The organism is Siminovitchia thermophila, assembly GCF_016909185.1.
GTDB lineage: Bacteria > Bacillota > Bacilli > Bacillales > Bacillaceae_C > Siminovitchia > Siminovitchia thermophila.
Map to the genome: position 1 here is coordinate 179418 of NZ_JAFBFH010000001.1, position 13521 is coordinate 192938.

At 41.5% G+C, this 13521-nt stretch carries 9 protein-coding genes; 6 read left to right on the top strand and 3 right to left on the bottom strand.

Annotation, left to right across the window (positions count from 1 at the left end; genetic code table 11):
- Positions 1-57: 57 nt before the first annotated feature.
- Together JOC94_RS00815 and JOC94_RS00820 are read right to left on the bottom strand one after the other, a co-directional pair.
- Positions 58-1275, bottom strand: coding sequence for a dicarboxylate/amino acid:cation symporter (locus JOC94_RS00815; RefSeq protein WP_205177901.1), 1218 nt, complete (start codon positions 1273-1275; stop codon positions 58-60).
- Between the two features lie 116 nt (positions 1276-1391).
- Positions 1392-2798, bottom strand: coding sequence for an FIMAH domain-containing protein (locus tag JOC94_RS00820; protein ID WP_236016924.1), 1407 nt, complete (start codon positions 2796-2798; stop codon positions 1392-1394).
- 238 nt (positions 2799-3036) lie between these two features.
- Here JOC94_RS00820 and JOC94_RS00825 point away from each other — a divergent pair, with 238 nt between their 5' ends.
- Both JOC94_RS00825 and JOC94_RS00830 read left to right on the top strand, forming a co-directional pair.
- Positions 3037-4290: a sensor histidine kinase gene (locus JOC94_RS00825; RefSeq protein WP_205177903.1), complete on the top strand. Its 1254-nt coding sequence runs from the start codon at positions 3037-3039 to the stop codon at positions 4288-4290.
- Positions 4291-4294: 4 nt separating this feature from the next.
- Positions 4295-5230 (top strand): response regulator, encoded by a 936-nt coding sequence (locus JOC94_RS00830; RefSeq protein ID WP_205177905.1) that lies wholly within the window; start codon positions 4295-4297, stop codon positions 5228-5230.
- 99 nt (positions 5231-5329) lie between these two features.
- Here the strand turns inward: JOC94_RS00830 and JOC94_RS00835 are convergent, their stop codons facing one another.
- Positions 5330-6547 carry an MFS transporter gene (locus JOC94_RS00835; RefSeq protein ID WP_205177907.1) on the bottom strand — a complete coding sequence of 406 codons (1218 nt, stop codon included), beginning with the start codon at positions 6545-6547 and terminating at the stop codon, positions 5330-5332.
- Between the two features lie 397 nt (positions 6548-6944).
- Here JOC94_RS00835 and JOC94_RS00840 point away from each other — a divergent pair, with 397 nt between their 5' ends.
- From JOC94_RS00840 to JOC94_RS00855, 4 genes are all read left to right on the top strand, one after another.
- Entirely contained in the window at positions 6945-8537 is a 1593-nt protein-coding gene (locus JOC94_RS00840) for a sigma-54 interaction domain-containing protein (RefSeq protein WP_205177915.1), read from the top strand.
- A gap of 163 nt (positions 8538-8700) precedes the next feature.
- Positions 8701-9849 (top strand): iron-containing alcohol dehydrogenase, encoded by a 1149-nt coding sequence (locus JOC94_RS00845; RefSeq protein ID WP_205177917.1) that lies wholly within the window; start codon positions 8701-8703, stop codon positions 9847-9849.
- Positions 9850-9869: 20 nt separating this feature from the next.
- A complete protein-coding gene (locus JOC94_RS00850; RefSeq protein WP_077113502.1) occupies positions 9870-11267 on the top strand; it encodes a hypothetical protein in 1398 nt (465 codons plus the stop codon).
- A gap of 233 nt (positions 11268-11500) precedes the next feature.
- Positions 11501-12292 (top strand): arylamine N-acetyltransferase family protein, encoded by a 792-nt coding sequence (locus JOC94_RS00855; RefSeq protein WP_077113503.1) that lies wholly within the window; start codon positions 11501-11503, stop codon positions 12290-12292.
- Positions 12293-13521 lie beyond the last annotated feature (1229 nt).

Genomic DNA, 13521 nt, shown 5'->3' on the forward strand with positions numbered 1-13521 from the left:
CGAAGAAAAACCAAAAGCCGAAAGAAGACAACTTCTTCCTGCTTTTGGTTACAAATTTTATTTCTCAAAAGCTTTCCGATCGATTTCTCCTTCAGTACCCGCTACAACAACAGCTGCCGAAGCATCTCCCACTATATTGACCGTTGTACGGAACATATCGAGGATCCGATCAATTCCAGCTATTACAGCAATGCCTTCCAGCGGCAAGCCGATAGCGCCCAATACCATTGCAAGCATGATCATGCCTGCCCCGGGAACGCCGGCTGTTCCAATGGAAGCCAATACAGTTGTGATGACCACCGTAACAATCTGCATAAAGGATAATTCCAGATTATAAAACTGCGCGATAAAGAGAACGGCGACCCCTTGGTAAATGGCGGTGCCATCCATGTTAATCGTAGCCCCCAATGGAAGGACAAAACTGCTTATTTTATTTGATACCCCCAAGTTTTCTTGCGTATTTTTGATCGTGACCGGCAGTGTCCCGGCACTGCTTGCAGTACTAAAGGCGACAACCGCTGCGGGTGTAATGCCTTTAAAGAAAGTCAAAGGACTCATCTTTGCAAAAATTTTTACAGAAACAGAATATACCGCAATGGCATGCAGTAGGCAGGCAATCCCGACTGCAATAATAATTTTAAGCAACGGCAATAATACTTGGGTCCCATACTGTCCGATAATGGGTGCAACTAGCCCCAATATCCCGATCGGCGCAAAGCGCATCACAATGCCGGTAATCCGAAACATGACTTCAGCAAACCCATCAAAAAATCGGTAAACGGGCCCCGCCTTTTCCCCAACAAGCGTGATCGCCAAGCCAACGAAAATGGCAAAGAAAATAATTTGCAAAATATTACCTTCCGTTAAAGCCAAAAACGGATTTTCTGGAACAATGTTCAGAAAGGTTTGGATGACTCCCTCTGTTTCATTGACTTCTACTTCTTTTTCCTGAACCTCAATAGACAACCCTTTTCCGGGAGAAACAATAAATGCTGTACCAAGGCCGATCACAATAGCGACAGCCGTTGTAATTAAATAATAGCCGATTGTTTTTGTTCCCACCCGGCCCAATGATTTAGGGTCACCAATACTCGCAACTCCAATGACGAGTGTAGCCAATACCAACGGTGCAATAATAAATTTAATCAGCCGTAAAAATAAATCTCCCAAAGGTTTTATCACTTCAATTGATTGTCCAAATATGAGACCAAGAATAATAGCGGTTACAAAAGCAATTAAAATTTGTGTTAGAAGATTCATTTTAAATAATCTCATATTTCTCCCCTATTCCCTATGTAAGCTCTACATAAATTGTTATGGACAAAACGTTCTTGCGGCAAAGAGGCATCTCTGCCGCAATAGGCAAGTAGAAAGTTGTATTGCATTGTCATTCATTGTTGCCACTTTTCAATCAAATAGTTGGAATCACTCATTAGCCGGTTATAAACCGCATCTGATATGAATCTATTTTCTTTCTGTTGATCAAGCAGTAGCTTAAAGCTCTTCATGTGTTTCACAACCTTGTTCGCCTGCTCCTTTTCCTCATAATGGTTTACAGCGATCAAATGCGTTTTTAAGGAGCGTGCCGCCTCATCGCCCGTAATCTCACCTTCTTTAGCATAGCGCTCAACAAGTGCCAACATGTCAGATACATGTGACGTCCAATATTTTGGCAGTTTTAGAAAATCATCGCCATTCAAGCGATCAATTGAATGATCGGCCATACGGGCAGCAATGCCCCACAGCCCATTCTCAACACGGTCTATTAATTCTTGATCATAACCAAATCTCGGTTGTTGGCCGGGCATCTCGAACAACACAGTAGAGGTCCCATTAAGGGCAAAGGAAGATCTGGCCTGACCGGGTAAATCCCGCTCTTCTGGATGGATATAGCGGGCAACACCAGGTTCCTCCTTATCCGAAAATTCTTTTACACCTAAAGCAGCAGCCAGCGCATACTTTCGAGATCTGTCTTGATTTAATTTAGGCCAATCAGCATACTTTGGATTGTCTTCCGGACCCAGCGGCGGATAGTCGATCGCAATCGTAACATCTTCACCTGTTTCAATCATCTGTGGAGTCCCCATATGATGAATGTATACAAAAGCTTCCACCTCGCCAAACTCGGCTTTCAAATCAAGATACACATCCCTGAGAATGCGGGACTCATTCGTCAAGAAAAAGCCAAAATCAGCACCAGTCCCTGGCAGATCTTCCGGCACAGGTTCGTAGCTTACATTCGGATGAAAGTCCCGATTGATATCAAAGCCACCGTTTCTCTCATGATAGTACCAGGGAGGCATAGCGCCAACGAGCTGAGGAAACGCTTCCATTGCGTCCTTCCAAGGGAAGATATTCTGCCGTTGGGTTACCTCTGCGCCGTCCACATTAAGCCGCGGGATCGCAACGATTGTAACTCCCTCACGAACTGATTGTGCCAAGGAATTATCGCTTGTTCCAAGCGTCCTGAACATCTGGATCAATGCTTCTGGGCCGCTCTTCTCGTTGCCATGTATGTTCCCATTGATCAACAGCACTTTATCTCCTGTTCCCACACGTGCTCCATAGATTTCTCGCCCTTGGTATGAGTACCCGACGACATCGACTTGAACCTTGCCAGCACTGTCCTTTTCGATTTGATATAAGTTTTCCCTCAGTTTCTCATGGCTCATCCATCGATCATCCACACTGACGCTATTCACTTTGTCCTGGCTTGCCAATCCAGTAATTGGCCCCATTATCACCAGAAGCGATACAATGACAACAATAGAAGCCAGCTTTTTCCCAATGGTCTTCATGAGAACCTCCTCCTCGTTTCATATAAAAATCCACGAAATGGGATTGTTTACCTCCCTGCTAATCTGCATCCCTTTTCAAGATTTTTCCAAGCACTTTACAAACCGTAATGAGTATTATAAAATTCAAACTACATAAAATTACAGAAAACTACAAAAAAAATAAAGAGGGATTGTGTTAAAAAAGGGGGCGAAACCAATTTTAAACTTCCCTTTACGAAATAAAGAGATTTTTATACTCATGATGATGGTCGTACCCCTGGCAGGTGAAATAAGTTTTTACCCCTTTAATGAATCTTTTCGTGTTAGTTTTGGCACACCAACGTTCTTCTTTTTTTTATTGCTGTTACGTAAAATACCTGCTTTAGTATCAGGCTTCATCATCGGCATTCTTGTTGTTGCATTTCGAATGACATTGGGTCTGCTTTTATTCGGCGGCGATATTTCCTATTTGTTTCAAGCTCATTATCCTACTTTTTTTTACTATTTTACTTTCGGGTGTTTTTTTCAATTGTTAAAAGTGAACCGCAATCATCTTTCTTTACTCTTGGGCTTTCTTGGAATCATCCTTGAAATTTTGGCAAGTATTGCTGAATTAGCCTTCCAATATATTGCTTTCAGTTCAACATTTACCTTTGCGGACATGTGGAAGGTGAGCATTATCGCCATTTTTCGCAGCTACTTTACGGTCGGATTTTTTAATTTGATGAGACTTTACCAATCCCGGTTAAGGGAAGAGGAAATGAGAAAACAAAACGAACAACTGATCACACTCATAGCGACCTTATATGAAGAATCTATCCATCTCAGTAAAACCTTAATCAACAGCGAAAATATCACAAAGGAATCCTACCGTTTATACCAATCTTTGAAAAATCTCAAAAACAATAATAACCAACCCCAAATTGATCTATTATGTGAAAAAGCATTGAAGATTGCCGGTGAAACCCACGAAATAAAAAAAGATAACCAAAGAATATACATAGGTCTTTCAAAACTGATATCGAATAAAAGTTTTTCGGAATATATGGACATAAATGAATTAGTCAATATTGCCGTAAAAACGAATAAAAAATATGCTCATTCACTGGGGAAAAACATTGAGTTTTTGCTAGATATTCAAGGTCTACACCCCCATTATCACGTATACAAAATGTTATCCATTGTGAATAACTTGATTGTGAATTCCATCGAAATCATTTCGGAAGCAGGAACGATCACGATATGTGTAAACAAGCTGCCCGATTGTGTAGAAATCAAAATCGGGGATAATGGTCCAGGCATTTCTCCAAAGCGAAGGCATATCATCTTTAAGCCGGGATTTACGTCTAAGTATGACAAAAGCGGCACCCCTTCTACGGGTATAGGTCTCACCTATGTCCAAGAAATGGTTGAAAGACTCGAAGGAAAAATGATGCTGGAAAGCAAACCGGAAATCAATGGCTCTATTTTTACATTATGGCTGCCAATCCAACATTTGGTTCAGAAAGGATGATTGTATGCTCTTTTATATTGTGGATGATGACGAGGCAACCCGTTCCATGTTGACTGAAATGATAGAAGATGAAGAGCTTGGCAAAATAGTCGGCGAAGCAGAAAATGGGGCACTATTAGATGAAGATTTCGCATCTTTGAAAAGGGCAAACATACTGTTAATTGATTTATTAATGCCTGTAAGAGATGGCATTGAAACAATCCGTCATATTAAACCTTCATTTTCAGGAAAAATTATTATGATTTCCCAAGTGGAATCAAAAGAATTGGTGGGGTGCGCCTATTCACATGGCGTTGAGTACTATATAACCAAGCCGATCAACAGGTTTGAAGTCATATCGGTAATAAAAAGGGTCATCGAGCGGATTTATTTGGAACAAACGATACAAAATATACATAAATCAGTCAGCAATGTGTTTGAACCGCAAACGTCTGAATATCAAAAGGACAAATCCTTGGAGCATCAATTCATGCTTTCGGGCCAATATCTTTTATCAAAATTGGGCATAGTCGGTGAAAATGGTTATCAAGATTTGCTGGATATTTTAAACTATTTATTTACCGATAGCGCCAAGAAAAAAGCGGAATATGACTTCCCCCATCTGAAAGATATATTCTTGGCAGTTTGCCGAAAAAACAAGGAGTCTCCTCCGGACCCCTTAGACTTAAAACGAGAAATAAAAGCGGCTGAGCAACGTGTCCGAAGGGCCATTTACCAATCATTAAATCACTTGTCAGCTCTCGGATTAACCGATTTTGCCAATCCAATATTCGAACATTATGCTCCCAAATTTTTTGATTTTACAATGGTTCGGAAAAGGATGGCAGAAATAAAAAGTGGACAAGCCAACCCCTCTTCCAATATTCGGGTAAATACGAAAAAATTTATTCAGGTTCTTTATTTTGAAACACAATATGTCACTTTTGAGAAATCACGGTAACCAATGATTGTTGATTTCTTTTTAGTCCAGGCTTCAATTGCTGCACGATGAGCAACTGAAGCCTTCACTTTTGATCGGAATGAATCCAAAGATGTCAACTTATGAATATGGAGGGGCTCCTTTTTTAAAATGGGCCGGAAAATGAACTGTCATGTACAGCGCGGCAATTGCCAACAAGAACCCGGCGCCAATAAACACCATTTTCACACTCACATACTCGGCAATCGCTCCAAACATAAGCACAAACAATCCGAAGATTAAGGATATCAATGCATGTTGAGCGCTATATATTTTCGGCAGATCCTCCAAAGACGCTTCTGTTTGTATATAAGTATTGATGATGATCCTCTTTACTTGCTCCAAGAAACCACTGAATGCGACGAGAATAAGCGCAATCCATGTAATGGAATTTAGCCCAAACCATATTGTCATAATAGATATTCCAATAGATACGCTTATGACTATTTTTCTCATATGCCGTTCCATACAGAATGCAAATTTCAAACAACACAGCCCTCCAGCCATGAGCCCTGTAAAAAAAGCGGCATTGATATATCCCCAAAACGCTTCTGTTACATGTAACACTTCAGATACGAACACATAGAGAATGGCAGCAACCCATACGACACTTGCCGCCGTTTCCAGTACAATAACAATGTGAATACTTCTCATGAATCGATTGTTCCATATTAACAACCAGCCTTCTTTTATTTCGTCCCTTTTTCCGCATTTTTTTCGCTTGGCTTTCAACGATGTTTCATCTACAATTCCTTTCATCATGATGGAAGAAATAACAAACAGGACAAAGGTCAGCCAAATGATATGTTCCCCATGGAAAATGACAGTAAGAAGCCCCCCAAACGCCCACCCTCCAAGTTGAGTCGTTTCGTATATGACCGCAACAAAACTGTTAGCCTTCACCAATTCTTCCCGTTTGACCAATCTTGGGACCAAAGCATTCATTGCCGGTGCTGCCCAGCCATCCAGAAAAGCAATGATCCATATGCAAATAAAAATAGGCCAAACAATTGAGGGTGGCTGAAAACTGATCCACAAGATTAATATGAACAACACAACCGTTTTATAACATTGGGAGCCTGCCAAAAGGCTCGTTAAACGATACCTGTTTAATAATATGGGGAATAACAGTCCTCCTGCAAATCGGCCGAACGTGTTAAGGAAGGGCAGCATAGCCAAATAAAACGCGGACTCCTTTGCAGCATATAAAATGGAAATCAACCCGACAATATACAATACATCGCCCAAATTGGCGAATAACTGGCCCAGCCATAACAATCTAAAATGTTTACTTTTCATCTTACCGCCCCTTTATCGTTTTTTCATTGATAAAAAAGGCAGTTATTTACACTGGAAACGTTCGCCTCCCTTCTATCACATTAACCATGGCAGACGCTAACGGCGTTAACAGATCATATAAAGTGCAGGCAGTAAGATGAAAATATTCAATATTCCATTGGCTCCTTAAAAAAGATTTAGTAATCGAGCCTGCTACAAAGCCGATGGGCAGCAGTCCTTCTTCTCTATACCTTTATTATATTGTAGCAGGATACGCTTGAATTCAGCCAGATGTGTTCATCTTCTCATGATAAAAAATCCCCGGCATTTTATGAAACATGCCAACATTCGATATAATAATCTTTATTCACTTTATGGTTTCTAAAGACTTCAATAACTGAAAGTTGAGGAGAAAAAAATGTATTTATTTGCAGATGATTCTTGGAATGATGTCATTTCAAAATTTCTTTCCAATAGCACTGAAGAAATTGAAATTAAAAATAAGAGCGGAGATACAGTTGGCATTTTAACGACACAGGAATTAATAAAAACAATATTGCACGGAGAAGATCAAGTAAAATTAAAGGATAAAATGTCTTCCCTCCATAAGGAAGATCCGTTTCCCATCCTCCATAACGATGATTTTATCAAAATGATTGATAGCCCTATTTTTACTAAAATCATTGATTCGTTGTACGATGGCGTGTACATCACTGATGGCAATGGCATTACAGTAAAAGTCAATCAAGCTTACGAACGGATTACCGGGCTGCGCAGAGCAGAACTGATCGGCCATCATATGAACGATATTGTAACTTCAGGCTTCATCAATAAATCAGTTTCATTAAGGGTTATTTCGGAAAAACGTCCGATCACGATTATGCAGACGATCAAACAAGAGAGAAAAATAATCGTTTCAGGGATGCCTGTTTTTAATGAACACGGAGAGATCCTATTTGTTGTCACAAATGTCCGGGATATCACGGAGCTTCTCCATTTAAAACTGGAATTGGAAGAGCTGCAAAAAATGAAAGAACTAAAAGATGTATCAAAAGAACTTTCAGGTATCAATACCGATTCTCTTATCATTAGTGAAGAATCAAAAGAGATGTTTTTTATGGCTGAAAAAGTCGCCAAAACGGATGCGACAGTTCTCCTTCAAGGAGAAACAGGTGTCGGAAAGAGTGTTGTGGCCAAATTTATCCATCAGAATTCCAAGCGAAAAGGCGCGCCTTTTATGGAATTAAACTGTGGCGCCTTGCCTCCCAGCTTAATCGAAGCGGAACTTTTTGGCTATGAACCCGGTGCTTTTACCGGTGCTCTTGCAAAAGGTAAAAAGGGATTATTGGAAATTGCCCATAACGGGACCCTGTTTTTGGATGAAATCGGAGATTTGCCGTTGGAAATACAGGTAAAGCTGTTAAAAGTCCTTGAGGATCAAGCATTTATTCCCGTCGGTTCAACGAATGTAAAGAAAATAAATGTTAGAATCATTTCTGCCTCCTTGAAAAACTTGCGGGAGTTGATACGTCAAGGAACATTTCGCGAAGATTTGTTTTATCGCCTGCATGTCATTCCCATCGAAGTTCCTCCTCTTAGAAAAAGAAAAAAGGAATTAATTTTGCTAATACAGCATTATATTGATTTCTTTAATCAAGCATACGGATTGAATAGAACCGTGTCATTGGAAGCATTGGAATTATTGCAGCATTACCAATGGCCGGGAAATATTCGGGAGTTAAAAAATGTAATGGAACGTATTGTCATAATGGCTGCCACCGATACGATCGAACCAAGTGATTTGCCGGCAGAAATCAGACATACGAGTAAAGAGCCGGAGTTATTGGGGGAAACGATTATTCCATTAAAGGAGGCTGTTGAGCGCGTAGAAAAGCATTATATTTTAAAAGCAATAAAAGAGTTCAAAACAACGCGAAAAGCAGCCGAAGCTCTTAACATCAGCCAGCCAACGATTGTTCAAAAAATGAAAAGATGGGACCAAATTGATTAATTCTACAATCAATCAACCGATAATAGATCAAAAAACGAATCATTTTTGTCGATAAAATGACAAGGAATTGACATTCCTCGTCATTTTTTGTTGTCATAGCTATATTCTTATATGTTGGCGCGATTATTGCATATTATTTTCCGTTGAAAGGAGAATGAGCAGCATGTCTATATCATCATTCAAAATTGCCAACAAACTGATTACCGGGGAAGGAGCGACTTCCTGCATTCCAAGTGAATTGGCAAGACTCAAGATCAATAATCCCTTAATCATTACTGATAAAATATTGATAGAAGTCGGGACTGTCAAAAAAATCACCAATTTACTGAAAGGGATACCATATGGTATTTTCGACGGAGTCTTGCCTGAGCCTGAGTTCTCACTGGCCAAAGAGTGTACCGAAACCTTTATCAACGGCGGTTATGATGGATTGATCGCTATTGGCGGAGGAAGCGCTATCGACATCGCGAAAGCGGTATCAGCTTTTTCGAAATACGAAGGAAACGTTGAAAACCTTGTCGGAACCGATCTTGTTCCCGCCAAAGGGGCGCCGATTATAGCCGTTCCTACAACTGCCGGAACTGGATCAGAAGTAACGAACATCTCCATCCTCTCAGATTCGAAAACCCAGTTGAAAAAAGGAGTTGTAAGTGATTTCATATTACCGGATACAGCGATTGTTTCACCGGAAATGACGATGTCCATGCCTCCTTCCGTTACGGCGGCCAGCGGCATTGACGCACTTGTGCACGCCATTGAAGCGTATATTTCTGTCAATCGCTCTCCGATTACAGATGCTTTGGCTTTACATGCGATGAAACTGATCTCGGTCAATTTGCCGAAAGCTTATTGCAACCCCAACCATATAAAAGCAAGGGAAAATATGGCAACAGCTAGTTTAATGGCAGGCATGGCTTTTGGAAATGCCGGAGTAGGAGCCGTTCATGCACTCGCATACCCATTGGGTGGCCGCTATCATATCCCTCACGGTGTCAGCAACGCCCTTCTCCTTCCCTATGTAATGGAATGGAACAAAGCAAGCTGTGTTGAAAGATTTAGAGATATTGCCGAGGCCTTGGGTCATGACACTCGACAGTTATCTGATATGGAGGCGGCTGATATCGCCGTGAAAGGAATGAAAAAGTTGTGCGAAATCGTTCGAATTCCCGACGGTTTGCGCTCATTCCAAATTCCTGAAGAGGACTTGGAAGAGATGGCGGAAGACGCCAGCCAAATTGATCGTTTATTAAAAAATAATCCCCGTGTCCTAACGAAACAAGACATATTTGCCATTTATAAGGAAGCGTATTAAACGAGGAGGAAGGAACGAACATGCTCTGGAAAAATCGGCAATACGGTGAAGAATCACCATTCATTCCATTAGGGCCTTTTAAACTGAGGCTGCCCTTTGTTCATTATAAGTTTGAATGGCCCGACTATGTTCAGGGGCTGCTCATGTGTGCGGTTGACTTGGCGGCAATCCCGCTTTTGATTGAACTTTTGGGAATGCCTTTTGAAGTCGCGCTGGCCGTGGTCATGCTAAATGGACTTTTCTATTTAACCCATCATTTACTGGGAGATCCAGTCATTCCCGGATGGATTACACCAGCCATCCCTTTAATTATGGCATACGTTTCAACGTTCCCGGAAGGACAGGAGCGGGTATATGCATTAATCTCTTTTCAATTAATGCTCGGGATCCTGTCGCTCTTTTTAGGAATTACAGGCTTAGCAAGCAAGGTTGTAAACCTCATACCTCCTGCCATGAAGTCAGGGATTATTCTTGGTGCAGGTTTTGCGGCAGTGATTTCTGTCTTCCAAGTCGGTGGAAGGTTTGAGTCATTTCCTTGGACGATTACCATTGCAGTAGGCATTTCTTTTTATTTACTGTTTTCAAAGCATTTTAATTCCATCAAAAATCGCAATAAATATTTACAGCTTTTAGCCAAATTAGGGATCTTTCCTATTATCGTGATAACAGTATTTATCGCCCCGATATTTAAGGAAGCGCCATGGCCCACAATTGAATGGGGTTTCAGTAAACCTGACTTTGCTGCTTTGTGGAGTGAATATACCGTCTTTGGACTCGGATTCCCTCCGCTTGAGATGTTTATAACCGCCTTGCCAACCGTTTTAGCCACTTATATTGTTCTTTTTGGAGACGTTTTGCAAAGCAAGGCATTAATTGATGAAGCAGATGAAATCCGGCAAGATGAGAAAATCGATTACAACCCCAACCGCGCCCACCTTGTGTTTGGAGGCCGGAATTCAATTATGAGTATTTTGGGACCGGATGTCACAATGTGCGGACCGCTATGGGCAGCCATGCAAGTCGTTGTGATTGAACGCTATAAAGAAGGCAAGAAAGTAATGAACTCTCTCTTTGGAGGATCGGGATCGTTTCGCTGGGGGACGAATACAGGGCTGCTATTATTGCCCATTGTGAGTCTTCTTGAACCGATTTTAGGGATTGCTCTTGCCTTAACCTTACTTATTCAAGGCTATGTCAGCGTCAGGGTTGGAGTTTTGGAGGCAAAAAGCCAACGCGACCTTGGAATAGCAGGTATTATCGGCGCCATATTGGCGACAAAAGGAGCGACGTGGGCTTTTGCCGCAGGCATCATTCTTTGTCTTTTAATTTATGGCAAACAGTTCTTTAAAGGGGAAAACGACGAAACCTTCACAAAGGATATGAAAAAAAAGGACGAACGAGCTTCCCAGGTCAGTTAAAGTTGGAAGCTGAAAACGTAGAAAGCGTGTATCGGGGCTCCGTCTGCTCCGGTACACGCTTTTTTTGACCAACATATCTTCCTCGTACAACATGACCATCAATGTAAATACCTTCTTGTGAACAGCTCGCTTACAAAGCATGAAGATATTTCATATAATCAAAGGAAATGCTTTAGAAAAATTCCTCTTGTTGATAAACTGAATATACCCTTTTATGAAAGGAAGATGCCCGCATGGAATTGTTCATAAGAAAAATATATGAGTCCGGCTACCCTGAGGATAAGCCGCCAAAAGACCGGGTAACTTTTATTTTACAGAAATTTGCCGAATGGTTCCCGTTTGAAAACACCGATGTCATGAATCACAATATCGATCCCGTCACCCCGGCGTTTTTAATAAAAAAGATGGTCACGGCCAGCCGCGGCGGTCTTTGCTATGAAATAAACCCTTTGTTGTATCTTGTCTTGAAAGAGCTTGGATTTCAGCCAACGCTCGCGGCAGCAACCGTCAAAAATAAGGATGAGTGGGTGTTGGATGGGACACATGCTCTTGTTCTTTTGGAGATCGATCATGAAAAATATATTGCTGACAGCGGATTTGGCAACCGGCTGGCACTCGCTCCCCTTCAGCTTGATGGACCTGAAGTCATCTCCCCGGCAGGCGCATTCCGATTACGTTCGGTTTCAACAGAGAAAGGCGCCGTTGTCATGGAGCATTCGGCGGACCATAAAGAATGGAGCATTTGCTATGCCTTTGATTGGGCTCCTGTTACATGGGAGAGCCTGAACCGCATGAAAAAAACGATCCACGAACATCCCCGTTCTCCATTTAATAAGGAACTGCTCATTGCGTCTGTTCTTGAAGATGGAACAATATCCATCAATGAAAAACGTCAGCATAAAAAATGGATGGATGGACGCGAAGATACCATTTATTTAGAAAATGAACAATGCTTATTAGACAAAATAAGAGCGCAATTTCATCCGTCTCTTGTAAAAGAAGTTGAGAAATACAAATTGAAATAACCGGGGAGAGAAACATTGGATTGGGTCATCATAGAAAAAATATCGTATTCATGGAAACAGAAAATGAATATTTGACGGCGGATACTGATAGGTCGGACCGGATATCGAAAGAGAAAAGATACGGCAATCATAGTTGCATTACAAACTAGCTCGTTTCGTCTTACCTTTACAAGCCAAACCCTAAATGCCGGGCTAGCTGCGCCCGGCTTCCTATCGCTATAACGGACCAAAGTCCCCTTTAACGAAACTTCCCATCCCTTTCTCCTCCAGTGTTATTCCGCCGGCTCCCCAATGGGTATCGTTAATGTCCGACACCAACACTCTAACCCGCTCGGGATAAACAGATAATGTGAAACTTCTTTCAGTAGGAATTTCCTTCCATCTCCTACTGAATGTTAGTTGAACCAATCGGGCATTTGGGTGCCGTTTCTCCCACTTGGACCTTTTGTATTCACGCAAGTTTTTGAAGTGGGAGTCTTATGGCACCTTACATGCGGGATAAAGTGAAACTTCATTCAGTAGGAGTTTCCTTCCATCTCCTACTGAATGTTAGTTGAACCAATCGGGCATTTAGGTGCCGTTTCTCCCACTTGGACCTTTTGTATTCACCCAAGATTTTGAAGTGGGAGGCTTACGGCACCTTACATGCGGGATAATGTGAAACTTCTTTCAGTAGGAATTTCCTTCCATCTCCTACTAAATGTTAGTTGAACCAATCGGGCATTTGGGTGCCGTTTCTCACACTTGGACCTTTTGTATTCACCCAAGATTTTGAAGTGGGAGTCTTACGGCACCTTACATGCGGGATAAAGTGAAACTTCTTTCAGTAGGAATTTCCTTCCATCTCCTACTGAATGTTAGTTGAACCAATCGGGCATTTAGGTGCCGTTTCTCCCACTTGGACCTTTTGTATTCACGCAAGTTTTTGAAGTGGGAGTCTTACGGCACCTTACATGCGGGATAAAGTGAAACTTCATTCAGTAGGAGTTTCCTTCCATCTCCTGCTGAATGTTAGTTGAACCAATCGGGCATTTAGGTGCCGTTTTCTCACACTTAGACCTTTTGTATCAACTCATCAAGTCTTGAAGTGGGAGTCTTACGGCACCTTACATGCGGGATAAAGTGAAACTTCATTCAGTAGGAGTTTCCTTCCATCTCCTACTGAATGTTAGTTGAACCAATCGGGCATTTAGGTGCCGTTTTCTCACACCTAGACCTTTTGTATCAAC